Origin of the sequence: Blastococcus sp. MG754426 (assembly GCF_021699055.1) — a bacterium.
In the GTDB taxonomy this organism is placed as follows: domain Bacteria; phylum Actinomycetota; class Actinomycetes; order Mycobacteriales; family Geodermatophilaceae; genus Blastococcus.
Window position 1 is genome coordinate 21,157 of the sequence record NZ_SSXC01000014.1, and the last position, 24,603, is coordinate 45,759.

Sequence of the window (24,603 nt, forward strand, 5' to 3'; positions counted from 1 at the left end):
TGTCTGATGACAGGCATCGACGGCGTCTATAGCCTGCGCGGATGCAGCTCGCGAGCCTGGACCTGAACCTGCTGGTCGCGCTCGACGCCCTCCTGCAGCAGCGCAGCGTCACGCGGGCGGCTCAGCAGATGGGGCTGAGCCAGCCGGCCCTGTCGGCTTCCCTGGCCCGGCTCCGCCGGCATTTCGGTGACGAGCTGCTCACGCGGGTGGGCAACGAGTACCGGCTCACCCCGCTGGCGGTGCAGCTCAAGGAACTGGCCCGGATGGCGCTCTCCGGTGTGGAGCGGGTGTTCAGCGCCCAGCCGGAGTTCGACCCGCGGTCGTCGACCCGCGAGTTCACCTTCCTCGTGAGCGACTACTGGGTCGCCGTCCTGGGGGACACCGTCGCCGCGCTGCTGAGCGAGGAGGCCCCGCACGCCCGGCTCCGCCTCGCCGCGAACACCCCGGCGGCGGTGGACCGCGCCGACCAGGTCATGCTGACCACCGACCTGCTGATCCTCCCGCACGGCTTCGTCACCGGCCTGTCGCACCGCGACCTGTACCGCGACGACTGGGTGTGCGTGGTCGCCGCCGACAACCCCGTCGTGGACCGGGGGCTCACCGTGGCGGACCTCGAGACCCTGCCGTGGGTGGTCACCTTCCACGGCCCCACGGCGGCCACCCCGGCCGAGCGGCAGCTGCGCATGCGCGGTGTCGAGCCCGTCGTCCAGGTGGTGACGGAGAACTTCCTGACCGTCCCCGGGCTGATCGCGGGCAGCGACCGGATCGCACTGCTGCAGCGCCACCTCGTCGAGCAGTTGCCGCTCAACAGCGGCATCCGGGCGCTCGCCCCGCCGCTCGACATCGGCCCCCTGGTCGAGGCGATGTGGTGGCACCCGGTCTACGACGACGATCCCGAGCACGTCTACCTGCGTGACCTCGTGACGCGGGCGGCCCGGCAGGCCATGGGGGAGCCGGAAGCGGTCGTATAGAGCCCGTGGATCCGTGGGGCTCGTCGGTGGTCCGGCCGATGGGCCGACGCAGGTCTGCGTCGGCGAGGGCGCGGACGTCCCGCGTGGGCACCGTCCACGCGGCCTCCGCCACGCGGTCCCGGTCCGTGCCGGCGTCGTGCGGTCGAGTGGACCGACCGGTCCGCTGCAGCGGCGGGGGAGCGGACCCCCCGCCCGGACCGCGGCACGTGCAGGATCGCAGCCGGACCCAGCGGGGTGGGCGACCGACGGAAGGAGCTCCCGTGCTGACCGAGGTCGCGGAGGACGTGCTCGTCCACCGGAGCGAGCTGCTGCAGAACAACGCCGTCGTCGTGCGGGGACCGGCCGGCGTGCTGCTCGTCGACCCCGGCCTGACGAACGACGAGATGGCGTGCCTGGCCGGCGACCTGGCCGAGCTGGGCCAGCGCGTCGTGACCGGCTTCGCCACCCACCCCGACTGGGACCACGTGCTGTGGCACCCCGCCCTCGGCGACGCGCCCCGGTACGGGACGGCGCGCTGCGCGGCGGTGCTGCGCGACCTGCTGGCGCAGCCGGACTGGCGGGCCCGGGTCGCCGAGGGCCTGCCGCCGGAGATCGCCGACGAGGTGCCGCTGGACCTCTACGGCCGCATCAGCGGCCTGCCCGCCGGCACCGCCCAGCTGCCCTGGGACGGCCCCCGGGTCCGGGTCCTCCAGCACCCGGCCCACTCCCCGGGGCACGCGGCGCTGCTGGTCGAGGACGCCCGCGTGCTCGTCGCGGGCGACATGCTCTCCGACGTCTTCGTCCCGATGCTCGACGAGTGGATCGGGGCCGACGACCCGGTCGAGGAGTACCTGGCCGGCCTCCGGGTGCTCGAGGGCGTGGCGGACGGAACCGACGTCGTCGTCCCCGGGCACGGCTCCGCCGGCGGCGGCGGTCAGGCGCGCGCACGGATCGAGCTGGACCGTGCGTACGTCACCGCCCTGCGGGACGGCCGCGAGCCGGACGACCCGCGGATCGGCCCCAAGGTGCCGCCGGGCTGGGAGTGGGTGGCGGACATCCACGCCGGGCAGGCGGCCGACGTCGCACGGTGGCGCGGGCGGGAGGGGACCCCGGCCTGACACCGCCCGGAACGCCGGCACCTGGGGCGGCGGAGGGCGTTCCCCGCGGCCCCCCGTGGTGCGACGCTGCGGGCATGGGCCACCGCCGTCCTGACCCGCGCCACTCGGCCGGTGACGAACGTCCGCGGCGGGAGGAGGCGGCACCCGCCGAACGCCGGGGGCAGCCCTCGGCCCACGCGTCCGGGGAGGCCGTCCGGGACGACCTGACGCAGCGGTTGTCGGACCTGGCGCGCGAGATGCAGCAGAAGAACGACGCGACGGCGGTCATGGAGCACATCGTCTCGGCCGGCGCCGGCACGGTCCCGGGCGCCGAGGAGGCCACCGTCAGCCTCGTGCAGGGACGCCGGCGGGTGGTGTCGGCCGCGGCCACCGGTGAGCGCGCGCGGCGCTTCGACGAGCTGCAGCAGGAGGTCGGCCAGGGGCCGTGCCTGGACGCGATGTACGAGCAGGTCACCGTGCGGGTCGACGACCTGGCCACCGACCCCCGCTGGCCGGAGCTCGCCCGCCGGGCACCGGCGGAGCTGGGGATGGCCAGCATGCTCTGCTTCCAGCTCTTCGTCCGCGAGAGCGACCTCGGGGCGCTCAACCTCATGGCCCGCCGGCCCGGGGCGTTCACCGACGAGTCCGAGCGGGTCGGGCTGCTGTTCGCCAGCCACGCCGCGATCGCCCTCGCCGACGCCCGGGACCTCAACCACGTCACCACCGCACTGGCCAACCGCGACGTCATCGGGCAGGCGAAGGGCATCCTGATGGAGCGCTACAAGGTCACGCCTGACATGGCCTTCGCGCTGCTGGCGAGGGTCAGCCAGGAGACCAACCGAAAGCTGGCCGAGGTGGCCGAGCAGCTCGCGGAGACCGGCACCCTCGGGAGCTCGCACCGCGGGCCGACCTCCTAGCGGGGGACGTCGCCACCCGTGCGGATCGGGGCGAGGCTCGGGCTGCCGATGTCCCACAGGGCCTCGTTGAGCGCCTGGGACAGGGCGTTGTGCTCGTGGTCCGGCCAGCGTGCGATCCCGTCGAGGTAGGCGGTCAGGTCCGCGCGCGAGCGGTTGCCGCCGCACTCCAGGTAGGCCCACCAGAGGGAGTCCGGCGCCAGGCCGCCGAGGCACCGGGCGACGACGGTCAGGGGGCAGGCGCAGTCGGTCGTGGTCGTGGTCATCGTGTTCCTCGCGCGTCCGGCGGCGGGTTGCTGCACCCGGGTGTCCGGTGGCGCGCCGGTCGAGGAGGAGCCCCGTGGCTCAGGGCGGTGGGGGTGGGCGTCGTCGCGGCGACGGCCGACGACGGGTCAGCGACGGCCGCGGCCACTGGCCGGGGGCGTGCCGTGGTGCTCGCCGGTGAGCACGAGCTGGTCGGCGATGTCGCGGACCTTCCGGTTGCCGCTCATCGAGGCCTGCGCCAGGAGCTGGAAGGCCTGGTCGGCGGTCAGCTTGTGCCGTTCCATCAGCACGCCCTTGGCCTGGTCGATGACCGCGCGGGTCTCCAGCGCGAGCTGCAGGTTGTCGGCCATGTCCCGGGCGCTCTGGTAGGCGTGCAGGTTGCCGGCCGCGACCGCGGCGTACGGCCCGATCCGCGTGGCGGCCGACCGGCTGTCCGCGTCGAACGCGCGGGCCCTGCCGGCGTAGATGTTCAACGCCCCGGAGACCTGTGCCTCGCCGTCGACGAGCAGCGGGACGGAGAGGGAGCTGAGGTTGCCGTGGCCGGCGGCACGGCGCGTGTAGTCCGGCCAGCGGGTGTCGGTGCGCGTGTCGGGGATCTCGGTGAGCTGGCCGGTCCGGGCAGCGTGCAGGCACGGGCCGTGGCCCCGCTGGTACTGGGTCTCGTCGAGGTCGACGGCGAGCTGACCGGTGGAGACGACGGTGGTGGGGCGGTCCCTCACCAGCAGCAGCACCGAGACGTGCGGCTCGGCCGGCATGACGGCCCGGGTGAGGTCGGCCACCGTCTGCAGCAACATGTCCATCGACAGCTCGCGCAGCGACAGCCGGCCGAGGTGCTCGAGCGCCTCGGTGGTGCTGGTGGGCTGGGGGGTGTGCGCGCCGTCCACGGCAGGGCCTCCGGTCGTTGCACCGGGGGCGGGTGACCTCGGCAGCAGGACCTTGTCGCAGGCCCCGCGGGTACGCCGTCGCTGGACGCAGCCTCGACGCAGTGCGCATCGCCGCTGGGGGCGACGGTACGCGCTCGACCCGGGACCTCCCGGGCAGCGGCCGCCGATCATGGTCGGCCAACCGTCGCCACGCCGACCGTTATCCCCAACACCGGGCCGAACAGGACTCACGCCCGAGAACGGCAGCGACGCGGAAGAGGACCCCGCATCCTCAGGCGTCGAAGTCGACCGTGACCTCGTCGGTGACCGGCAGCGACTGGCAGGTGAGCACGTAGCCGGCCTCGACCTCGGCGGGCTCCAGGGCGTAGTTGCGCCGCATCTCCACCGCACCGGCCGTGACCCGCGCCCGGCAGGTACCGCAGACACCGCCCTTGCAGGCGAAGGGCAGGTCCGCGCGCACCTTCTGCGCGGAGTCCAGCACCGGCTCGCCGCGGGGGAGGGTCAGCGTGGTGGACCGGCCGTCGAGGACGACGGTCACCTGCGCGCCGGGCCCCTCGACGGTCTCCTCGTCGCCGCGGACGGGCTCGGGCGGGACGTCGTCGACGTAGAACAGCTCCTGGTGCACCCGCTCCGGCGGCACCCCCAGCTCGGCCAGCAGCGCCCGGGCGTCGGTCACCATCCCGTGCGGGCCGCACAGCCACCAGTGGTCGACGTGCGGGGCGTCGACCAGGTTGCCGACCAGCGCACGCAGCCGATCGCCGTCGAGCCGGCCGCTGGTCAGCTCGGCGTCGCGCGGTTCGCGGGAGAGCACGTGCACCAGCTGCAGCCGGGGGCCGTGGCGATCCTTCAGATCGGCGAGCTCGTCGGCGAACATGACGGTGTTCGTGCGCCGGTTGCCGTAGAAGACGGTCACCGTCGACTCGCCGTCCCGCAGCACGGTGGCGGCCAGCGAGAGCGCCGGGGTGATCCCGGAGCCCGCCACGACGAAGACGTGGTCGCCGGGCACCGACAGGTCGGCGGTGAAGGTGCCCGAGGGCGGCAGCACCTCGATCCGGTCGCCGGGGCGCACGTCGCGCACCAGCCAGGAGGAGAAGAAGCCGCCCGGGACCTCGCGGACACCGACCCGCGGGGCGGCGCCCACCGGCGCGCAGATGGAGTACGAGCGGCGCTCGTCCCGCTCGCCGTCCACGCGGCGCAGCGTGAGCGCCTGCCCGGGCCGGAAGGCGTAGTCGGCCGCCAGCTCCGGGGGGACGTCGAAGGTGACCGCCACGGCATCGTCGGTGAGCCGCTCGACACCCGCCACGGTGAGCGGGTGGAACCGCGGCCGGCGGCGGGTCGGTGCGTCCACTAGATCTCCTTGACGTGCTCGAAGGGCTCCCGGCAGCTGCGGCAGCGGCGCAGCGCCTTGCAGGCGGTCGACCCGAACTCCGACAGCTCCTCGGTGTCGGGCGAGCCGCAGAGCGGGCAGTCCGCGGTGCGCCGGGGCGGACCGAGCTGGAGGGGCACGGGGCCGTCGGTGCGCACCGGGGCGCTGCCCGGGGGTGCGATGCCGGCGGCGGCGAGCTTGCGGCGGCCCTCGGCGCTGATCCAGTCGCTGGTCCAGGCGGGGGAGAGGACGGTGCGGACGTCGACGTCGCCGAAGCCGGCCTCGTGCAGCGCCCGCAGCAGGTCGGCGCGCATGACCCCCATCGCGGGGCAGCCGGAGTAGGTGGGCGTGATCTCGACGACGACGGCGCCGTCCGCCTCGGTGCGGACGTCCCGCAGGACGCCGAGGTCGGCGAGGGTGAGCGTGGGCAGCTCGGGGTCGGTGACCTGTCCGGCGACGCTGCGCGGGTCGGGGGGCACGGCGCTCACCAGGTCGCCGCCGGGTGCTGCCGGGCGAGCCCCTGCAGGGTGCCGAGCAGCTCGGCGAGCTCCGGGCCGTGCTGCCCCCGGCGCCCCCGCGGGGGCGTGCCCACGGGCCAGGCCGGCACCGGCAGCGCGGCCCGCCCGAGCACCTGGCCGAGCACGTCGCGCACCTCGTCGCGCACGCCGGCGGGGTCGACGGCCACGCCGGCCGCGGCGAGCCGCGTCTCGACGTCGGTGGGCGTGAACAGCTCGGCGAGCAACGGCCACACCGCGTCGACCGCGGACCGGGTGCGCCGGTGCGACTCCTCTGTGCCGTCGCCCAGGCGCACCACCCAGCGGGCGGCGTGGTCGCGGTGGTAGGCCAGCTCGTGCACGCCCTTGGCGGCGATGGCGGCGAGCACCGGGTCGCGGGAGGACCGCAGCCGGCTGAACACCGCGAGCCGCACGGTGGCGGCGGCCAGCAGCCGGACGACCGCCTGCGCGAAATCGGTGTCGGGCGCGGCGACGAGCGCGGTGCTGTGGAACTCGTCGGGGTCGCGGAAGTAGGCGAGCGCGTCCTCGTCCGGGATGGTGGCGCCGGCCCGCTCGCGGGAGCGGCCGAGCACACCGACCGATCCGGCGCGGGCCAGCAGCAGCCGGGCCTGGCCGAGCAGGTCCAGGGCGATGTTGCCGATCGCCACCTCCTCCTCGAGCTCGGGGGCGCGGGTGACCCACTCCGTCAGCCGCTGGGCGAGCACGAGGGCGTCGTCGCCGAGCATGAGGCAGTACGTGCCGAGGTCGGCGGGGTCGATGCCGCCGGGCACGGTGGTGTCGACGCCGGCCAGCGGGTCGTCGAACCCGGTGCCGAACGCCCAGCGCCCCGCCTCCCCGTGCGCGTTCGCCAACGCGTCGTACACCGTCTCCTCGTGGACCACGACGAAATGCTCCTTGCTGCGGTGACGTGCTGGAACGGGGTCCTCCTTCAGATGTGCGGGACGCCGTCCGGGATCTCGTAGAACGTCGGGTGGCGGTAGACCTTGTCGCCGCTCGGGGCGAACAGCGGGTCCTTCTCGTCGGGGCTCGACGCGGTGATGTCGGCGGCCCGGACCACCCAGATGCTCACGCCCTCGTTGCGCCGGGTGTAGAGGTCGCGGGCGGCGTCGACGGCCATCTCGGCGTCGGGCGCATGCAGCGAGCCGACGTGCACGTGGTTGAGCCCCCGCTTGCCGCGGACGAACACCTCGTACAGCGGCCAGTCGCGGCGCACCGCCCGGGGGCGCGGCTCCACCGGCACCTCCGGCCCCGTCGGGACCGCGCCGTGGCCCCCTGCCGCGGTCACCTCGCTCACGCCGGCACCGCCTCGTGCTTGCGGGCGTGGGCGGTGGCGGCCTCGACCACCCACGCGTTGTCGTCGCGCGCGGCCCGCCGCCGGGCGATGCGGACGTCGTTCATCGGCCCCTGGCCGCCGAGGACCCGCTTGAACTCCTCCCAGTCGATCGCGCCGAACCGCCAGTGGCCGCTCTCCTCGTCCCAGGCGAGGTCCGGGTCGGGGAGCGTGACGCCGAGGAACTGCGCCTGGGGCACGGTCATGTCGACGAAGCGCTGCCGCAGCTCGTCGTTGGTGTGCCGCTTGATGCCCCACGCCATCGACTGCGCGGTGTTGGGGCTCTCGTCGTCGGGCGGGCCGAACATCATCAGCGAGGGCCACCACCAGCGGTCGACGGATTCCTGGACCATCGCCCGCTGCTCGTCGGTGCCCCGCATCATCGTCATCAGCAGCTCGTAGCCCTGCCGCTGGTGGAAGGACTCCTCCTTGCAGACCCGGATCATCGCCCGGGCGTAGGGCCCGTAGGAGGAGCGGCACAGCGGCACCTGGTTGCAGATCGCCGCGCCGTCGACCAGCCAGCCGATCACGCCGACGTCGGCGTAGGACGGCGTCGGGTAGTTGAAGATCGAGCTGTACTTCTGGCGGCCCTCGATCAGCTTGTCGGTGAGGTCGGCGCGGTCGGCCCCCAGGGTCTCGGCCGCCGAGTACAGGTAGAGACCGTGCCCGGCCTCGTCCTGCACCTTGGCCAGGAGCACCGCCTTGCGCCGCAGGCTGGGCGCGGCGAGCAGCCAGTCGCCCTCGGGTTGCATGCCGATGATCTCCGAGTGGGCGTGCTGCGCGACCTGCCGCACCAGGGTCTTCCGGTAGCCCTCGGGCATCCAGTCCCGCGGCTCGATGCGGCGGTCGGCGGCGATCGTGGCGGCGAACTGCTGCTGGAGGGCGGCCTCGTCGGGCGACCCGGCCGGTTGCCGGTCCAGGGTGGGGGCGGGCATGGGTGCTCCTCGGGCTCTTTACCGACCGAACGGTCAGGAATAGTGTGACCCAGGTCGCACCCGGGCACAAGCGCCCGGCGGGACGGCGCGGGCGAGGGGCGAGGACGGCAGGCTATGACGACGACCGGACGGCGGCGCCCCGGCGCGGCCCCGCAGCTCGAGCAGCTCGACCCGGCGGAGCGGATGTCCACCGAGGAGCTGCGCGCCCTGCAGCTGGACCGGCTGCGGTGGTCGCTGCGGCACGCCTACGAGCACGTGCCGCACCACCGGCGGGCCTTCGACGCGGCCGGCGCGCACCCCGACGACTGCCGGGAGCTCGCCGATCTGGCGCGCTTCCCGATGACCGGCAAGGCCGACCTGCGCGACAACTACCCCTTCGGCATGTTCGCCGTCCCCCGGGAGCAGGTGCGCCGGGTGCACGCGTCGTCGGGCACCACCGGCAAGCCGACCGTCGTCGGGTACACCGAGGGCGACCTGGCCACCTGGGCCGCCCTGATGGCCCGCTCGATCCGCGCCGCCGGCGGCCGCCCCGGCGACGTGCTGCACAACGCCTACGGCTACGGGCTGTTCACCGGCGGGCTGGGTGCCCACTACGGCGCCGAGGCGCTGGGCTGCACCGTCGTCCCCGTGTCCGGCGGGATGACGCCGCGCCAGGTGCAGCTGATCACCGACTTCCGGCCGCGGGTGGTGATGGTGACGCCCACCTACATGCTCACGATCATCGACGAGTTCGAGGCCCAGGGCGTCGACCCGCGCTCGACCGGTCTGGAGATCGGCATCCTCGGCGCCGAGCCGTGGACCGAGCAGATGCGCCTGGAGATCGAGGAGCGGCTCGGCATCCAGGCCGTCGACATCTACGGCCTGTCGGAGGTGATGGGGCCCGGCGTCGCCCAGGAGTGCGTGGAGACCAAGGACGGCCTCCACCTGTGGGAGGACCACTTCTACCCGGAGATCATCGACCCGCTCACCGGTGAGGTGCTGCCCGAGGGGGAGAGGGGCGAGCTGGTGCTCACCTCGCTGACCAAGGAGGCGATGCCCGTCGTCCGGTACCGCACGCGCGACCTCACCCGGCTGCTGCCCGGTACCGCCCGGCCCGGCATGCGCCGGATCGAGAGGATCACCGGGCGCAGCGACGACATGATCGTCCTGCGCGGGGTCAACCTCTTCCCGACGCAGGTCGAGGAGGTCGTGCTGCGCACCCCCGGGCTCTCCCCGCACTTCACCCTCGAGCTCACCACGCGTGGCCGGCTGGACCACCTGACCTGCCGGGTCGAGGCGCGTCCCGGCACCCCGACCGGCCGCCGCGAGCCCGCGGCGGCCGAGGTGGCGCAAGCGGTCAAGGACACCGTCGGCACGAGCATCGACGTGGTGGTGGTCGACCCCGAGACGCTGCCCCGCTCCGTCGGCAAGCTCAAGCGGCTGCACGACCTGCGCGACCGCCCGTGACCGCGACCGGGACGGCGACGGGGCGGCGGGGGCGCCCCGGTCACTCGCTGGACTCGCTCCTGCGCACCGCCGTCGCGCTGTTCAACGAGCGGGGCTACGACGCCACGAGCATGGACGAGCTCGCCGCACGGCTGGGGGTGACCAAGTCGGCCATCTACCACCACGTGCCGAGCAAGGTGGAGCTGCTGCGGCTGGCGCTGGACCGGGCGCTCGACGCGCTCTTCGCCGTCACCCAGGAACCGGGCGCGACCACGGGTCCGGCCATCGACCGCCTCGAGCACGTCGTCCGCGGCTCGGTGCGCGTGCTCGCCGCCGAGCTGCCGTTCGTCACCCTGCTGCTGCGCGTGCGCGGCAACTCCGCGGTCGAGCAGGCCGCCCTGGAGCGGCGCCGCCGGTTCGACCGCATCGTCACCGATCTGGTGCGGGCCGCCGAGGGGGAGGGAGACGTCCGCCCGGACGTCGACCCCGCCGTCACCAGCCGGCTGCTGTTCGGCACCGTCAACTCGCTCACCGAGTGGTACCGGCCCGACGGCGGCCTCTCCGCCGACGACCTCGCCGACGCCGTCGTCACCACGGCGTTCGCCGGGCTGCGCACCCGGCCGCCGGCCGGGCCCTGACGCCCCGGCCGACGGCAGCGCCTCCTGGCACGCGGGCCGACCCGCGCCGCCGGCGGGGCCGGCCGGCGTCTCCAGCGTGGTGCGCCCGACTCACCCGGAGGTGAGCCGGACGCACTCGGGGCACGGATCAGCCGACCCGCGGCCGCGGGGGCCGTCCCACGACCCCTGCACCACGCCGACCGACGCGCCGCAGATGCCGGCCCAGGGCGCCGGGAGGTCGGCGGTGCTGCGGAGGACGGCGTGCGCCCGGCCGGTGGCCTGGTCGCGGCCGGCCGCGTGGTCGCTGGTCATGCCCCCAGCATGCGTCCTGCGGGGGCCGCGGGCCGCCGGGGGTCTTGTCCACCGCCCGCCCGCCGGGCAGGCTGTGACCCAGGACACATCGGGACCTGGAGGCGACGTGGCAGCTCGCACCGCTCATCCGACCGGCCTCGGCGGCTGAGGCACCCATGGGCAAGGACTTCCCGCCGGCCCCCGCGCCGCGCCCGGCCGCGCAGGTGCGCAACGTCGCCCTGGTCGGGCGCGCCGGTGCCGGCAAGACGACCCTCGCCGAGGCCCTGCTGGTGGCCACCGGGGCCATCCCCCGCGCCGGGAACGTCGAGGAGGGCACCACCTGCCTCGACACCGAGGAGGTGGAGATCCGCCAGCAGCGTTCGGTTGCGCTCGGCGTGGCCACCGTCGAGCACGACGGCCACCGCATCACCCTCCTGGACACCCCCGGCTCCCCGGACTTCGTCGGCGAGCTGCGGGCCGGGTTGCGGGCCGCCGACTCGGCGCTCTTCGTCGTCTCGGCCGTCAGCGGCGTGGACGCGGGCACCGTGCAGCTGTGGGAGGAGTGCGCCGCGGTGGGGATGCCGCGCGCCGTCGTGCTCACCCAGATCGACCGGCCGCGCGCCGACGTCGACGAGGCGGTGCGCCTCTGCCAGCTGATGCTGGGGGAGGGCGTGTACCCCATGCACCTGGTCGAGCGCGGTCCCGACGGCGCGGCCCGCGGGCTGGTCTCCCTGCTCGAGCCGCACCTCGATGCCGCCCGGGTGGGCGACCACGACGCCGACCGCCTCCGCGCCGAGCTGATCGAGGGCATCATCGGCGAGAGCGAGGACGAGACGCTGATGGACCGCTACCTCGCCGGGGACGAGCTGTCCGTCCCCGACCTGGTCGCCGACCTGGAGACCGCGGTCGCCCGCGGGCACTTCCACCCCGTCGTCTGCGCCGCCTCGCTCACCGGGGTCGGCACCGCCGAGCTGCTGCAGCTCATCGTCTCCGCGCTGCCCTCGCCGACGGAGCACGGCTGCCCACCGGTCACCCGGCCCGACGGGGCACCGGCGCCGGCGCTGGACTGCGACCCCGACGGCCCGCTGGTCGCCGAGGTCGTCCGCACCACCACCGACCCCTACGTCGGCCGCATCTCCCTGGTGCGGGTCTTCTCCGGCACCCTGCGGCCGGACGTGGCGGTGCACGTCTCCGGCCACGGCATGGCCGAGCGCGGCCACCCCGACCACGACGCCGACGAGCGGATCGGCGTCCTGACCGCGCCGCTGGGTGCGGCCCTGCGGCCGGTGGCGGCGTGCCCGGCCGGCGACATCTGCGCGGTCGCCCGCCTGGCGACGGCGGAGACCGGCGACACGCTGAGCTCCCCGGAGGAGCCGCGCCTGGTCCCGCCCTGGGAGCTGCCGGTACCCCAGCTGCCGGTGGCGGTGGAGGCGGCCTCCCGCGGCGACGAGGACCGGATGGCCACCGCGCTGGCCCGCCTCGTCGCCGAGGACCCCACCGTCCGGCTGGAGCGGCGGGCCGACACCGGGCAGCTGCTGCTGTGGTGCGTCGGCGACGCGCACGCCGAGGTGCTGCTGGAGCGGCTCCGCAGCCGGCACGGCGTCGCCGTGACCACGGTGCCGGTGCGGGTGCCGCTGGTCGAGACCCTGCGCGGCCCGGCCCGGGTCACGGGCCGGCACGTCAAGCAGTCCGGCGGGCACGGGCAGTACGCCGTCGTCGTCGTCGAGGGGGAGCCGGGGGAGCCGGGCTCGGGCATCGTGTTCGAGCAGCGCATCGTCGGCGGCACGGTGCCTGGGCAGTTCCACGCCAGCGTGGAGAAGGGCATCCGCGCCCAGGCGGCCCGCGGGGTGAACGGGGACCGCCCGCTGGTCGACCTCCGGGTCACCCTCGTCGACGGCAAGGCGCACTCGGTGGACTCCTCCGACGCCGCGTTCCAGGCCGCCGGCGCCCTGGCCCTGCGCGAGCTCGCCGCCGCGGCCGGCACCCAGGTGCTCGAACCGTGGTGCGAGATCGAGGTGCAGGTGCCCGCCGAGCACGTCGGCGCGGTGATGAGCGACCTGTCCTCCCGGCGGGCTCGGGTGACCGGCAGCGAGGCAGACCCGGGCCGTGACCGCGCCACGGTGCGCGCCGAGGTGCCCGAGGCCGAGCTGCTCGGCTACCCCGGCGTGCTGCGCTCGGTGACCCACGGGACGGGCAGCTTCGACCGCCGGCCGCTCGGCTACGAGCCGGCGCCCGCCGCGGTGGCCGTCCCGGCCTGAGCGACGCCGTCCGGCGCTACGACGGCCCCGTCCGGAGGCTCGCCGCGAGCCTGCGAGTGGTGGGGGGCAGAAGGTCCTTCTACTAGCCTCGGGCACGATCGTGCTGGGACTGGAGGGAACGTGTCGTCGTCGAACGGGCCGTCGGCTGCGGCCTCCGTCCCCTCACCCCGGACGACGGGGGCGCCGCTGCCCGACCGCGCGGCTCTCCCGGACCGGGTCTGGACGCTGCCCAACGCCCTCTCGGTGCTGCGGCTGCTCGGCGTCCCGCTGTTCCTCTGGCTGCTCCTCGGGCCGGAGGAGGACGGGTGGGCCCTCGTCGTCCTCATGGTGTCGGGCTTCACCGACTGGCTGGACGGCAAGCTGGCCCGCTGGCTGGACCAGGGCAGCCGCCTCGGTGCGCTGCTCGACCCCGCGGCGGACCGGCTCTACATCGTCTCCGCCCTGATCGCCCTGGCGCTGCGCGAGGTCGTGCCGCTCTGGCTGGTGGCCCTGCTGGTGGGCCGGGAGCTCCTGCTCGGCGTGCTGCTGCTGGTCCTGCGGGCGCACGGCTACCCGCCGCTGCAGGTGCACTACCTCGGCAAGGCGGCGACGCTCCTGCTCCTCTACGCCTTCCCCGTGCTGCTGATCGCCGACGGGGACGGTGCGCTGGCCACCGTGGCCGAGCCGTTCGCCTGGGCCCTCACCATCTGGGGCACGGCCCTCTACCTGCTGGCCGCCGCGTTCTACGCCGTCCAGGTGGTGGGCCTGGTCGCCGCGGACCGCGCCGCGGCGCGCCAGGGCCCGCGGTGACCGGTGCGCGCCCGCCCGGCGGCGTCCGCTCGCTGGGCGCCTCGCTGCTCGACGACGTGCTCGCCGAGACCCTCGACCCCGCGTACGCGCAGGCCGCGGCCCGGCGTGCCGGGGAGGACCAGCCCCGCCGGGGCCGCGGCCGGGTGCTGGTCGCGCTCACCATGGCCGCCGCGGGCCTGCTGGCCGCGGTGACCTACGACCAGGCGGCCGCCCGGGCGGAGGGGCGCCAGGAGATCCGCGAGGCCCTGGTCAACGACATCCAGGACGAGTCGGCGGTCACCGACGACCTGGCCGCCCGCCTGGAGGAGGCGCGCGCGGAGGTCAGCCGCACCAGCGACGAGCTGCTCGCGGCCACCGCGGTCGGGCAGCGGGCGCTCGACGCCCTCGCCCGCGCCGAGCAGGGCACCGCCGCCGTCCCCGTCACCGGGCCGGGGCTGCTGGTCACGCTGGCCAACGCCGAACCCGACGCCGACGACGACCCGATCGGCGCGGGTGCGGCCGGCACGGAGGCCGTCCAGGTGGCCGACGGCGACCTGCAGCTGGTGGTCAACGCGCTCTGGGGCGCCGGCGCCGAGGCGATCAGCGTCAACGGCCAGCGGCTGGGCCCGACCAGCGCCATCCGGTTCGCCGGCGAGGCGGTGCTGGTGAACTTCCGGCCGGTCACCAGCCCCTACCGGATCCGCGCCATCGGTGACCCCGACGCGCTGTCCCAGAACTTCCTGCTCGACCCCCAGGTGCGCGACCTCGCGGAGTTCGCCGCCGCCACGGGGCTGCAGTTCCTGTTCAGCGAGGAGGACGAGCTGTCCCTGCCGGCCGCCAACCCGCCGGAGCTCCGCTCCGCCGAGGTCGTCAGTTCCCGCCGGGCTCCCGGCGCCGAGCCCAGCCCCGGAGGCTGACGTCGTGATCCCGATCCTCGGCCTGGTGGCCGGCGTGCTGCTCGGCCTGGTCTTCGACCCCACCGTCCCGCTGTGGCTGCAGCCCTACCTGCCGATCGCCGTCGTCGCCGCCCTCGACGCCGTCTTCGGCGGGTTCCGCGCCCGCCTCGACGGCATCTTCGACGCCAAGGTGTTCGTGATCTCCTTCGTGTCGAACGTGGTGGTGGCGGCGCTCATCGTCTTCCTGGGCGACCAGCTCGGCGTCGGCGCTCAGCTGTCGACGGCGGTCGTCGTCGTCCTGGGCATCCGCATCTTCGGCAACGCCGCCGCCATCCGCCGGCACGTCTTCCGCGCATGAGCGGTCCGGAGCGGCCCGGCCCGCCGGTCGGCGACGCGGGTCCGGCCGGCGGGGGTGCGCCCGAGGAGGTCCCCCGGGCGCGGCGCCGGCGGCGCGACCCGCTCGCGGCGACGCTCATCGGCGTCCTCACGCTGCTCCTGGGGTTCGCGCTGGCGGTGCAGGTCCGCAACGCCGACGAGGCCCAGGTGCTGGCCGGCGCGCGCGAGGAGGACCTCGTGCGCATCCTCGACGAGCTCGACGGCCGCGAGGAGCGGCTGCGCTCCCAGCTGGCCGAGCAGCGGGCGGCGCTGCGTGAGCTCAACGGCTCCGGCAGCCGGACCGGCGCCGCGCTCGAGGAGGCCCGGGAGCGCGCCGCGACGCTCGGCATCCTCAACGGGACCCTCGCCGCGCAGGGGCCGGGGCTGACCCTCACCATCAGCGACCCGGCGGGCGCCGTGCAGGTGTCCGACCTGCTCGACGTGGTGCAGGAGCTGCGCGGGGCCGGCGCGGAGACCATGCAGGTCGACGACGTCCGGATCGGGCACTCCACCGCCGTCACCGGCTCCGCGGGCGCGCTCCTCGTCGACGGCACGCCGCTGCGCTCGCCCTACGAGTTCGTCGTCCTCGGCGACCCCCAGGGCATGGAGACGGCCATGAACATCCCGGGCGGGGTGGTGCAGCGCATCGAGCGGCGCGGTGGGTCGGTGGAGATCACCGGGTCCCCGGAGCTCGTGGTGGACGCGTTGCGGCCGCTGGACCGGCCTCAATACGCTGCGCCCGAGACCGACTGAGGCCTCGGTGCCCCACCCTCGTTCCGCTCGGGGTGGGTCCCTGCACCGGGGCCGTCCCACACCTCACCAGGAGACGCCAGCACATGAGCACGCCCGACGACCGGCGCTACACCGAGCAGCACGAGTGGGCGCTGGTGCAGGGGACCGACGGCACCTCGACCGTCGTCCGGGTCGGCATCACCGACCACGCCCAGGACGCGCTCGGGGACATCGTCTTCGTGCAGCTCCCCGAGGTGGGGGCCGAGGTGGCCCCGGGCACGCCGATGGGCGAGGTGGAGTCCACCAAGAGCGTCTCCGACGTCTACGCGCCCGTCGCCGGCGTCGTGGCGGCGGTGAACGACCGCCTGGGGGATGCGCCCGAGACCATCAACGCCGATCCCTACGGCGAGGGCTGGCTGGTCGACATCGCGGTGCCGGGGGAGGGCGGCGACCCCATCGGCCAGCTGCTCGACGCCGACGCCTACCAGGCGGTGGTCGAGGGGTCGTGACCGGCCCGCCGGGAGGCTGGCCCCGGCCATCGCTCACTATGATCGTCGCGGGGCGAACAACAGCGGGGGACCTGCGGCGAAGCCGCCCCCCGGCCCCGCACGTCCGGTTGACCCTCGGGCCGACCGGCTGGTTCCATGACCCACGGTCCGCCGCCCACCCGCGGCGGCCGACCCACGGCGGGCCGCCCGGCCCACCGTCCGCCGGCCGCCCGCGGCCAATCGGTCCGCGGCGGGCCCCTCGTACCGGAGGAGACGCAACGTGCACTGCACTCGATGTGGCCACGAGAACCCCGAGGGCAGTCGCTTCTGCGCGCAGTGCGGTGCGGCGCTCTCCCCGGAGCGCGTGGGCGAGGCCACCAGCGTGATCCCCAAGGTCGGCGGCGAGGACACCGGCGACCAGCCCGAGGCGGTGGAGGCGGCCGACGCGCACGCGGGCGCCGTGGAGTCGCTGCCGGCCGGATCGGCGCTGCTGGTGGTCAAGCGCGGCCCCAACGCCGGGAGCCGGTTCCTGCTCGACCAGGACGTCACCACGGCCGGCCGGCACCCCGACAGCGACATCTTCCTCGACGACGTCACGGTGAGCCGCCGGCACGTCGAGTTCCACCGCGAGGGCGGCGGCTTCTCGGTGCACGACGTCGGCAGTCTCAACGGCACCTACGTCAACCGGGAGCCGGTCGACGTCGCCACCCTCGCCGGGGGCGACGAGGTGCAGATCGGGAAGTTCCGCCTGGTGTACCTGACCGGCCCGCGCACGGGCGAGCCCGCCGCTCGCTAGTGCACCGGCCGGTGACCGCCCGCACGTGGGATCCGCGGAGCGGGGCCCCGGGACGGGGTCCCGGGGAGAGAGGGGCGTGACCGCCGTGCCCGGGCGCGAACCAGCGCTCGGGGACGCCGGCGACCAGCACGCGCCGCGCCTGACCATCGGTGAGGTGCTCGCGGTGCTGCGCGACGACTTCCCCGACGTGACGATCAGCAAGATCCGCTACCTCGAGTCCGAGGACCTGGTGCACCCGCAGCGCACGCCGTCGGGCTACCGGAAGTTCTCCCGGGCCGACGTCAGCCGGCTGCGGTACGTGCTCACCGCCCAGCGGGACCACTACCTGCCGCTGCGGGTGATCAAGGACCACCTGGACGCCCTCGACCGCGGGGAGCCGCTGCCCGGCACGGGCAGCGGCCCGGCGCCGCTGCCGCCCGCCTCCACCGAGGAGGGGGCGACGGCGCCGCTGACCGCCGAGCAGTTCGCGCGGGCCGCGGGGCTCGAGCCCGGGCAGCTCGCCGACTGCGTGCAGTTCGGGCTGCTGAGCACCGACGCCGAGGGCCGGCACCCGGCGGCGGACCTGCCCATCGCGCGGGCGGCCGCCGGGCTGGCCCGGCACGGCATCGAGCCGCGGCACCTGCGGGTGTACCGCAGCGCCGTGGAGCGGGAGGCGGGGCTGGTCGAGCAGCTCGTCGCCCCGGTGCTGCGGGCCCGCTCCGAGGAGGCGCGCACCCGCGCCACGGAGAAGCTGCAGGAACTGGCGGCGCTCTCCGCGCAGCTGCACACCGCGCTGCTCGAGACGCGCCTGCGGGACCTCCTCCGTCCCTGAGCGGGCGTACCGTTGACGCGTCCGAGCCCCGCCCGGCGGGGCCGACGAGTGACCGGCCGCCTGACCACACCGTCCCGCCCGAACCCCGGGCCGCAGCCGAGGGAGCCGCACCGTGCAGGAGCTCAGAGTCGTCGGCGTCCGCGTCGAACTGCCCGGCAACCAGCCGATCCTGCTGCTCAAGGAGACGCAGGGGGAGCGGTACCTGCCGATCTGGATCGGCGCCGTCGAGGCGGCCGCCATCGCGTTCGAGCAGCAGGGCGTGCGCCCCGCCCGCCCGATGACCCACGACCTCCTCCGGGAGGTGGTGCGCACGCTGGGTGCCGAGCTCGAGGCGGTCAACATCACCGAGATGCGCGACGGCATCTACATCGCCGAGCTCGTGTTCGGTGACGACCGGGTGGTCAGCGCCCGGCCCTCGGACGCCGTGGCGCTGGCCGTGCGCACCGGTGCCCCGATCTTCGGCGCCGACGACCTGCTCGACGAGGTGGGCATCGAGATCCCCGACGAGCAGGAGGACGAGGTCGAGAAGTTCCGCGAGTTCCTCGACCAGATCTCGCCGGAGGACTTCGGGGCCGGGTCCGGCTCCGGGGGCGGTCCCGCCTAGGCCCCATCGGGTACCTATCGGCAGGCGCGCCGCATCCGTCACCCGAAATGGGGCTGGTGTGGCGACACGCCGTTCCTCGCAGTTGACCGGCCTCCGGGCCCGGCTTACCGTCGGCGAACGACAACGGTGTGACACCTGGAACCACGAGGTGCCGAGCCGTCGACCTGCCCCGACCGAGGCGGGACTGAGGAGGACGCTGGACGTGAGCGACCAGGGCAACGGCTCGCAGGGTCAGCTGTTCAGCGACGCCGCCGTCGGGGCGCCGCAGTACGACGAGGTCGACACCGACCTGGTCGGCTACCGGGGCCCGACCGCCTGCGCCGCTGCCGGCATCACCTACCGCCAGCTCGACTACTGGGCCCGCACCGGCCTGGTCTCGCCGTCCGTGCGCAGCGCCACCGGGTCGGGCACCCAGCGGCTCTACTCCTTCCGCGACATCCTCGTGCTCAAGGTCGTCAAGCGGCTGCTCGACACCGGGGTCTCGCTGCAGAACATCCGCAAGGCCGTGGACCACCTCCGCCAGCGCGGCGTCAAGGAGCTGGCCAACGTCACGCTCTTCTCCGACGGCGCCACCGTCTACGAGTGCACCTCGGCCGAGGAGGTCGTCGACCTGCTCGCCGGTGGCCAGGGCGTCTTCGGCATCGCCGTCTCCGGTGCGCTGCGGGAGCTCTCCGGTGAGCTGGCGGAGCTGCCCGCGGAGCGGATCGACGGCGGCCAGGTCGTCCCGTCCGACGACGAGCTGTCGATGCGCCGCCGGCGCCGCGCCGCCACCGCCTAGGTCGACCTCCGGGCCCCCGCTCACCGGGGGCTCTCGCTGGTAGCGTTCGAGCAGTGGCCGACCGTGCTGAGACCGCGGCCGGACCGGTGGGGGAGACCCTCCCGCCGCTGTCCGGATCGCTTCCTTCCCTGACGTCCCTGGACCCCGCCGGCGCCTTCGCCGGCCGGCACATCGGGCCCCGGCCGGACGACACCGCAGCGATGCTCGCCGCCGTCGGCCACCCGTCGCTGGAGTCGTTGGTCGACGCCTGCGTCCCCGAGGGGGTGCGGGACCGCGCGCCGCTGGACCTGCCGCCCGCGGAGAGCGAGGCCGCCGTCCTGGCGCTGCTGCGGGAGCGCGCTGCGGCCAACGAGGTCTTCACCTCGATGATCGGCCTGGGGTACTCCGGCACGGTCACCCCGCCGGTCATCCAGCGGACCGTCCTGGAGAACCCCGCCTGGTACACCGCCTACACCCCCTACCAGCCCGAGATCAGCCAGGGCCGGCTCGAGGCGCTGATCAACTTCCAGACGACGGTCGCCGACCTCACCGGGCTGCCCGTGGCGGGCGCCTCGATGCTGGACGAGGCCACCGCGGCCGCCGAGGCGATGACGCTGGTCCGGCGCGCCGGGCGGGCGAAGGCGGACGCGGTGTTCGTCGTCGACGCCGACACCCTGCCGCAGACCCTCGGGGTGCTGCAGACCCGCGCCGAGCCCCTGGGCATCCGGCTGCACGTCGCCGATCTGGCGGCGGGCTGGCCGGCCGACATCCCCGAGGCCGGCGCCTTCGGCGTGCTGCTGTCCTACCCGGGCGCCAGCGGTGCGGTGCGCGACCACCGCGCGCTCGCCGCGGCCGCGCACGAGGCCGGCGCGGCCGTGGTCGTCGCCGCCGACCTGCTGGCGCTCACCCTGCTGGAGGCACCGGGGGAGTGGGGCGCCGACGTCGCCTGCGGCACCACCCAGCGCTTCGGCGTCCCCATGGGGTACGGCGGCCCGCACGCCGGCTACCTCTCCGTGCGCGAGGGGCTGGCCCGCCAGCTCCCCGGCCGGCTGGTCGGGGTGTCGGTGGACGCCGACGGAGACGTCGCCTACCGGCTGGCCCTGCAGACCCGCGAGCAGCACATCCGCCGCGAGAAGGCGACCAGCAACATCTGCACCGCCCAGGTGCTGCTCGCCGTCATCGCCGGCGCCTACGCCGTCTACCACGGCCCGGAGGGGCTGACCGCCATCGCGGCCCGGGTGCACCGCGCCGCGACGGTGCTGGCCGGCTGGCTGCGCGCCGGCGGGCTGGAGATCGTGCACGAGCACTTCTTCGACACCCTCGAGGTGTCGGTGCCCGGGCGGGCCGGCGACGTCGTCGCCGCCGCGGCCCGGCAGCGGATCAACCTGCGCCTGGTCGACGCCGACACCGTCGCCGTCGCCTGCGACGAGACGACGACCCCGGAGATCCTGCGGGCGGTGGCGGAGTCCTTCGGGGTGACCGCCGACCACGCCGCGCTCGACGACGACGGCGCGGACGCGCTGCCGGCCGGCCTGCGCCGCCGGACGCCGTTCCTCACCCACCCGGTGTTCTCCGCGCACCGCTCCGAGACGGCGATGCTGCGCTACCTGCGCTCGCTCAGCGACAAGGACCTGGCGCTGGACCGCACCATGATCCCGCTGGGCTCGTGCACCATGAAGCTCAACGCGGCCACCGAGATGGCGGCGATCACCTGGCCGGAGTTCGCGCACCTGCACCCCTTCGCCCCGGCGGAGCAGGCCCGCGGCTACCGGCAGCTGATCGACGAGCTGTGCGCCGGGCTCGCCGAGGTGACCGGCTACGCCGGGGTCAGCGTGCAGCCCAACGCCGGCTCGCAGGGGGAGTTCGCCGGGCTGCTGGCCATCCGCGGCTACCACCGCTCGCGGGGCGAGGAGCACCGCGACGTCTGCCTGATCCCCAGCTCGGCGCACGGCACCAACGCGGCGAGCGCGGTCATGGCCGGGATGCGGGTGGTCGTCGTCGCCTGCGACGAGGCCGGCAACGTCGACGTCGCCGACCTGCGCGCGAAGGTCGAGCAGCACGCCGAGCGGCTCGCGGCGATCATGATCACCTACCCGTCGACGCACGGCGTCTTCGAGACCGACATCCAGGAGATCTGCGCCGCGGTGCACGACGCCGGCGGCCAGGTGTACGTCGACGGCGCCAACCTCAACGCCCTGGTCGGGCTGGCCCGCCCCGGCCGGTTCGGCTCCGACGTCAGCCACCTGAACCTGCACAAGACCTTCTGCATCCCGCACGGCGGTGGCGGCCCCGGCGTCGGGCCGGTCGCCGTCCGGGAGCACCTGCTGCCGTTCCTCCCGGGGCACCCCCTGGTGGACACCGGCGCCTCGGGCCCGGTCGTCTCCGCGGCGCCGTGGGGGTCGGCGGGGATCCTGCCGATCTCCTGGGCCTACATGCGGCTCATGGGGCCCGACGGGCTGACCCGGGCGACGCAGCACGCGATCCTCGCGGCGAACTACGTGGCAGCCCGGCTGCGCGAGCACTACCCGGTCCTCTACACCGGCGCCCAGGGCCTGGTGGCCCACGAGTGCATCCTCGACATCCGGCCGCTGACCAAGGCCACCGGCATCACCAACGACGACATCGCCAAGCGGCTGATCGACTTCGGCTTCCACGCGCCGACGATGAGCTTCCCGGTGGCCGGGACGCTCATGGTGGAGCCGACCGAGAGCGAGGACAGGGCCGAGCTCGACCGCTTCGTCGAGGCGATGGTGACCATCCGCGCCGAGATCGAGAAGGTCGCGACCGGGGAGTACGACCGCACCGACAACCCGCTGCGCAACGCGCCGCACACCCTGGCCATGCTGGCGGGGGAGTGGGACCGGCCCTACCCGCGGACCGCGGCGGTCTACCCGGTGCGCAGCCTGCAGGGGCGCAGCTACCTCAGCCCGGTCCGGCGCATCGACCAGGCCTACGGCGACCGCAACCTGGTCTGCTCCTGCCCCTCCCCGGAGGCGTTCGAGGAGCACGACTTCGCCGCGCACCCGCCGGCGGCGGACGGGGCGGTGCCCGGCCGCGGCCCGGGCCACCCCGACGACCTCGGCACCGCGGCCGACGTGGTGGGGGCTACGCCACTGCCAGCCTCCGGCTGACGCCGCGGCCAGGAGCCGTTCCCGCGTGGCGCTGAGCCGCTGCGTCCCTTTTCGCGGGACCCTCCGGGGCCCCACTCGTCGGGACAGGGCAGTGGACCGTCGTCCCCGCTCAGGCGGGGGTCAGCCAGACGTGGTGGTCGGGTACGGCCCGGCCGTCGGGGAGCAGCGCCCCGTCGTCGTCGAAGAGGACGACCCCGTTGCACAGCAGGCGCCAGCCCTGCTCGGGTCGGCTGCGGACGACGGCGGCGAGGTCGCGCGCCTCGCTGGCGGCGTCGGGGCAGGGCGTGACGTGGTGGCACATGGCGGTTCCTCTTCGTCCGGTGTCCTCGGCGGCCGGTGCGCGCCGCGCACCGTGCTCGTCCGAGGACTGGATTCGGCAGATCCGCGCACCGACTCAAGCGCCGGGGGGTGAGCTGGGTCACGAATTCACCCCGAGGGGTCGGCAGTTCCTGCCATGCCGTGTCGGTCCTGCGGCTCCCGCAGCCGCAGAGGTCCAGGGTGCGGGGCCGGCTACAGCTTGCGGAGCAGGACGCGGCGCACCGAGTGGTCCGCGGCCTTCTGCAGCACCAGGCGGGCCCGTGACCGGGTCGGGGCGATGTTGTCCCGCAGGTTCGGGCCGTTGACCGCCGACCAGATCCCGAGCGCGGTCTCCCGGGCCTGGTCGTCGGTGAGCGCGGCGAACCGGTGGAAGTAGGCCGTGGTGTCCTGGAACGCCGTCCGGCGCAGCGCCAGGAACCGCTCGACGTACCACCGCTGGATGTCGGCCTCCGCGGCGTCGACGTACACCGAGAAGTCGAAGAAGTCCGACAGGAAGATCTCCGGGGCCGACCCGTCGGTGCGCCGGCCCGCCTGCAGGACGTTGAGCCCCTCGAGCACGAGGATGTCCGGCCGGTCCACCGCCTGCACCCGGCCGGGCACGATGTCGTAGGACTGGTGGTCGTAGACCGGGGCGAACACCTCCTCGCGGCCGGACTTCACGTCGGCCAGGAAGCGCAGCAGCGCCCGGCGGTCGTAGCTCTCGGGGAAGCCCTTGCGGCCGAGCAGACCGCGCTCCTCGAGCACCGCGTTGGGCAGCAGGAAGCCGTCGGTGGTCACCAGGTCGACCCGGGGCACCCCCGGGGTGGCCGCGAGCAGCGTCTGCAGCAGGCGCGCGGTGGTGCTCTTCCCGACGGCGACGCTGCCGGCGACGGCGATGACGAAGGGCACCTTGGCGGTCGCGTCGCCCAGGAACTCGCTCTGCGCGGCCCAGAGCCGGCGGCTGGCCGTCACGTGCAGGCTCAGCAGGCGGGCGAGCGGCAGGTAGACGGTGGCCACCTCGTCCAGGTCGATGCGGTCGCCGAGGGAGGCGAGGTCCTCGAGCTCGGCCGCGTCCAGCGGCAGGATCGAGCCGGCCGCGAGCGCCCGCCACGAGTCGCGGTCGAACACCGCGTAGGGCGAGATGGAGCCACGAGTCCCAGCCGTCACGCGCCCCATCGTGCCGTCCGCACCCGGAGCGGCCTGCGCGCGGGTCACCCGGGCGGGTGTGCGGCGGGGCCGCCCGGCGCCGGCGGCGGTCCCGCGGGGCACCGCGGGTCTAGTGTTCTCCCGTGCCTTCCCGCCCGGGGCTGCTCGAGTGCATCGAGCGCTACTTCGCCGTCGCGCCGCAGCCGGATGCGCGGATCCAGGCCGCCGGGGCGCTGGACGTCCCGATCGCCGACCCGGCCTGGCCCTACCCGGCCCGGCCCCGGCGCGGTGGCGACCGGGTCACCGTCCAGGACGTCCGCGCCGCGATCGCGCTGCAGCGGGCGGCGGGGCTGCCGCCGGCGCTGGAGTGGATCCCGGAGTGCTCGCCCGGGGTGGCGGTCGCGGCCCGCGCCGCCGGGCTGACCGTCGAGGAGCTGCCGCTGCTGGTGGCCGACGACCCCGTCGACGTCGTCCTGCCGGCCGGGGTCCGGCTCTTCCTCGTCGGCGCCGACGACCCGGAGCTGCCCCTCTACCAGCACGTGGCCGCGCTCGCCTTCGCGCACCCGGGTGGGGTCACCGACGTACCGGAGGTGCCGCCGGAGCAGTCCGAGGAGGCGCAGCGCCGCACGGCGGTCCTGCGGGAGCGGATCGCCGAGGGCCGCACGGTCATGATGGTCGCCATGGAGCGCGGCAGGCCGGTGGCGGTCGGCTCGCACCAGCCCGTCGACGTCGAGGGCACCGAGGTCAGCGAGGTGGTCGGGGTGGCGACGCTGCCGCGGCTGCGCGGCCGCGGCCTGGGCGCGGGCCTCGCCTCCGCGCTGACCGCGCACGCCCGGGAGAGCGCGGACCTGGTCTTCCTGGCCGCGGGCGACGACGACGTGGCCCGGGTCTACGAGCGCATCGGCTTCGCGTGGATCGCGACCACCGCCGTCGCGGAGCCGCCGCAGGCCTGAGCC

27 protein-coding genes are annotated in these 24,603 nt (G+C 75.1%); 17 read left to right on the top strand and 10 right to left on the bottom strand.

Annotation, left to right across the window (positions count from 1 at the left end; translation table 11 throughout):
* Positions 1–41: 41 nt before the first annotated feature.
* The 3 genes from E9549_RS07420 to E9549_RS07430 all read left to right on the top strand — a co-directional run bounded on the left by E9549_RS07420 (position 42) and on the right by E9549_RS07430 (position 2,964).
* Positions 42–971, top strand: coding sequence for a LysR family transcriptional regulator (locus E9549_RS07420; protein ID WP_236825896.1), 930 nt, complete (start codon positions 42–44; stop codon positions 969–971).
* A 260-nt stretch (positions 972–1,231) separates the two neighbouring features.
* Positions 1,232–2,068 (top strand): MBL fold metallo-hydrolase, encoded by an 837-nt coding sequence (locus E9549_RS07425; RefSeq protein ID WP_236825897.1) that lies wholly within the window; start codon positions 1,232–1,234, stop codon positions 2,066–2,068.
* A gap of 74 nt (positions 2,069–2,142) precedes the next feature.
* On the top strand, positions 2,143–2,964 hold the full coding sequence (locus E9549_RS07430) for a GAF and ANTAR domain-containing protein (RefSeq protein ID WP_236825898.1): 822 nt from the start codon (positions 2,143–2,145) through the stop codon (positions 2,962–2,964).
* Here E9549_RS07430 and E9549_RS07435 read toward each other — a convergent pair.
* The 7 genes from E9549_RS07435 to paaA all read right to left on the bottom strand — a co-directional run bounded on the left by E9549_RS07435 (position 2,961) and on the right by paaA (position 8,255).
* A complete protein-coding gene (locus E9549_RS07435) occupies positions 2,961–3,227 on the bottom strand; it encodes a hypothetical protein (protein WP_236825899.1) in 267 nt (88 codons plus the stop codon). The genes E9549_RS07430 and E9549_RS07435 overlap by 4 nt on opposite strands.
* A gap of 126 nt (positions 3,228–3,353) precedes the next feature.
* Complete coding sequence (locus E9549_RS07440) at positions 3,354–4,025, bottom strand: GAF and ANTAR domain-containing protein (RefSeq protein WP_255715045.1); 672 nt, start codon at positions 4,023–4,025, stop codon at positions 3,354–3,356.
* Between the two features lie 355 nt (positions 4,026–4,380).
* A complete protein-coding gene (gene paaE / locus E9549_RS07445) occupies positions 4,381–5,457 on the bottom strand; it encodes a 1,2-phenylacetyl-CoA epoxidase subunit PaaE (protein WP_236825901.1) in 1,077 nt (358 codons plus the stop codon).
* On the bottom strand, positions 5,457–5,963 hold the full coding sequence (gene paaD, locus E9549_RS07450) for a 1,2-phenylacetyl-CoA epoxidase subunit PaaD (protein ID WP_236825902.1): 507 nt from the start codon (positions 5,961–5,963) through the stop codon (positions 5,457–5,459). Before paaD ends, paaE begins: the two co-directional genes overlap by 1 nt.
* Complete coding sequence (gene paaC / locus E9549_RS07455) at positions 5,960–6,871, bottom strand: 1,2-phenylacetyl-CoA epoxidase subunit PaaC (protein ID WP_236825903.1); 912 nt, start codon at positions 6,869–6,871, stop codon at positions 5,960–5,962. Before paaC ends, paaD begins: the two co-directional genes overlap by 4 nt.
* Before the next feature lie 47 nt (positions 6,872–6,918).
* A complete protein-coding gene (gene paaB, locus E9549_RS07460; RefSeq protein WP_374201419.1) occupies positions 6,919–7,284 on the bottom strand; it encodes a 1,2-phenylacetyl-CoA epoxidase subunit PaaB in 366 nt (121 codons plus the stop codon).
* Complete coding sequence (gene paaA / locus E9549_RS07465) at positions 7,281–8,255, bottom strand: 1,2-phenylacetyl-CoA epoxidase subunit PaaA (RefSeq protein WP_236825904.1); 975 nt, start codon at positions 8,253–8,255, stop codon at positions 7,281–7,283. The genes paaB and paaA overlap by 4 nt, the downstream gene beginning before the upstream one ends.
* 114 nt (positions 8,256–8,369) lie before the next feature.
* On the opposite strand from paaA, the gene paaK reads away from it, so the two are divergent.
* Both paaK and E9549_RS07475 read left to right on the top strand, forming a co-directional pair.
* Positions 8,370–9,701 carry a phenylacetate--CoA ligase PaaK gene (paaK, locus tag E9549_RS07470; protein WP_236825905.1) on the top strand — a complete coding sequence of 444 codons (1,332 nt, stop codon included), beginning with the start codon at positions 8,370–8,372 and terminating at the stop codon, positions 9,699–9,701.
* The gene (locus E9549_RS07475; protein ID WP_236825906.1) at positions 9,698–10,318 is read left to right on the top strand and encodes a TetR/AcrR family transcriptional regulator; all 621 of its coding nucleotides are present in this window, start codon (positions 9,698–9,700) and stop codon (positions 10,316–10,318) included. Before paaK ends, E9549_RS07475 begins: the two co-directional genes overlap by 4 nt.
* A 90-nt stretch (positions 10,319–10,408) precedes the next feature.
* On the opposite strand, the gene E9549_RS07480 is transcribed toward E9549_RS07475, so the two are convergent.
* Positions 10,409–10,609, bottom strand: a complete 201-nt coding sequence (locus E9549_RS07480) for a hypothetical protein (RefSeq protein ID WP_236825907.1) — start codon at positions 10,607–10,609, stop codon at positions 10,409–10,411.
* A gap of 155 nt (positions 10,610–10,764) precedes the next feature.
* Here E9549_RS07480 and E9549_RS07485 point away from each other — a divergent pair, with 155 nt between their 5' ends.
* The 11 genes from E9549_RS07485 (at position 10,765) to gcvP (ending at position 22,204) form a co-directional block, all read left to right on the top strand.
* Entirely contained in the window at positions 10,765–12,846 is a 2,082-nt protein-coding gene (locus E9549_RS07485; protein ID WP_236825908.1) for an elongation factor G-like protein EF-G2, read from the top strand.
* A 120-nt stretch (positions 12,847–12,966) separates the two neighbouring features.
* Positions 12,967–13,635, top strand: coding sequence for a CDP-alcohol phosphatidyltransferase family protein (locus E9549_RS07490; protein WP_236825909.1), 669 nt, complete (start codon positions 12,967–12,969; stop codon positions 13,633–13,635).
* Complete coding sequence (locus E9549_RS07495) at positions 13,632–14,531, top strand: DUF881 domain-containing protein (protein WP_308113098.1); 900 nt, start codon at positions 13,632–13,634, stop codon at positions 14,529–14,531. The genes E9549_RS07490 and E9549_RS07495 overlap by 4 nt, the downstream gene beginning before the upstream one ends.
* Positions 14,532–14,535: 4 nt before the next feature.
* Positions 14,536–14,868: a small basic family protein gene (locus E9549_RS07500; RefSeq protein ID WP_236825910.1), complete on the top strand. Its 333-nt coding sequence runs from the start codon at positions 14,536–14,538 to the stop codon at positions 14,866–14,868.
* Positions 14,865–15,638, top strand: coding sequence for a DUF881 domain-containing protein (locus tag E9549_RS07505; RefSeq protein WP_236825911.1), 774 nt, complete (start codon positions 14,865–14,867; stop codon positions 15,636–15,638). The genes E9549_RS07500 and E9549_RS07505 overlap by 4 nt, the downstream gene beginning before the upstream one ends.
* 83 nt (positions 15,639–15,721) lie before the next feature.
* Positions 15,722–16,126: a glycine cleavage system protein GcvH gene (gene gcvH, locus E9549_RS07510; protein WP_236825912.1), complete on the top strand. Its 405-nt coding sequence runs from the start codon at positions 15,722–15,724 to the stop codon at positions 16,124–16,126.
* A gap of 259 nt (positions 16,127–16,385) precedes the next feature.
* Positions 16,386–16,901 carry an FHA domain-containing protein gene (locus tag E9549_RS24075; protein WP_091932657.1) on the top strand — a complete coding sequence of 172 codons (516 nt, stop codon included), beginning with the start codon at positions 16,386–16,388 and terminating at the stop codon, positions 16,899–16,901.
* 76 nt (positions 16,902–16,977) lie between these two features.
* On the top strand, positions 16,978–17,712 hold the full coding sequence (locus tag E9549_RS07520) for a MerR family transcriptional regulator (protein ID WP_236825913.1): 735 nt from the start codon (positions 16,978–16,980) through the stop codon (positions 17,710–17,712).
* A gap of 112 nt (positions 17,713–17,824) precedes the next feature.
* Positions 17,825–18,316 carry a bifunctional nuclease family protein gene (locus E9549_RS07525; RefSeq protein WP_236825914.1) on the top strand — a complete coding sequence of 164 codons (492 nt, stop codon included), beginning with the start codon at positions 17,825–17,827 and terminating at the stop codon, positions 18,314–18,316.
* 235 nt (positions 18,317–18,551) lie between these two features.
* Positions 18,552–19,094: a MerR family transcriptional regulator gene (locus E9549_RS07530; protein WP_236825939.1), complete on the top strand. Its 543-nt coding sequence runs from the start codon at positions 18,552–18,554 to the stop codon at positions 19,092–19,094.
* A 53-nt stretch (positions 19,095–19,147) separates the two neighbouring features.
* On the top strand, positions 19,148–22,204 hold the full coding sequence (gene gcvP / locus E9549_RS07535) for an aminomethyl-transferring glycine dehydrogenase (RefSeq protein WP_236825915.1): 3,057 nt from the start codon (positions 19,148–19,150) through the stop codon (positions 22,202–22,204).
* Positions 22,205–22,313: 109 nt separating this feature from the next.
* Here the strand turns inward: gcvP and E9549_RS07540 are convergent, their stop codons facing one another.
* Together E9549_RS07540 and coaA are read right to left on the bottom strand one after the other, a co-directional pair.
* Complete coding sequence (locus E9549_RS07540; protein WP_236825916.1) at positions 22,314–22,505, bottom strand: DUF5999 family protein; 192 nt, start codon at positions 22,503–22,505, stop codon at positions 22,314–22,316.
* A gap of 209 nt (positions 22,506–22,714) precedes the next feature.
* Positions 22,715–23,677 (bottom strand): type I pantothenate kinase, encoded by a 963-nt coding sequence (gene coaA, locus E9549_RS07545; protein WP_236825940.1) that lies wholly within the window; start codon positions 23,675–23,677, stop codon positions 22,715–22,717.
* 113 nt (positions 23,678–23,790) lie between these two features.
* Here coaA and E9549_RS07550 point away from each other — a divergent pair, with 113 nt between their 5' ends.
* The gene (locus E9549_RS07550) at positions 23,791–24,600 is read left to right on the top strand and encodes a GNAT family N-acetyltransferase (RefSeq protein WP_236825917.1); all 810 of its coding nucleotides are present in this window, start codon (positions 23,791–23,793) and stop codon (positions 24,598–24,600) included.
* Positions 24,601–24,603 lie beyond the last annotated feature (3 nt).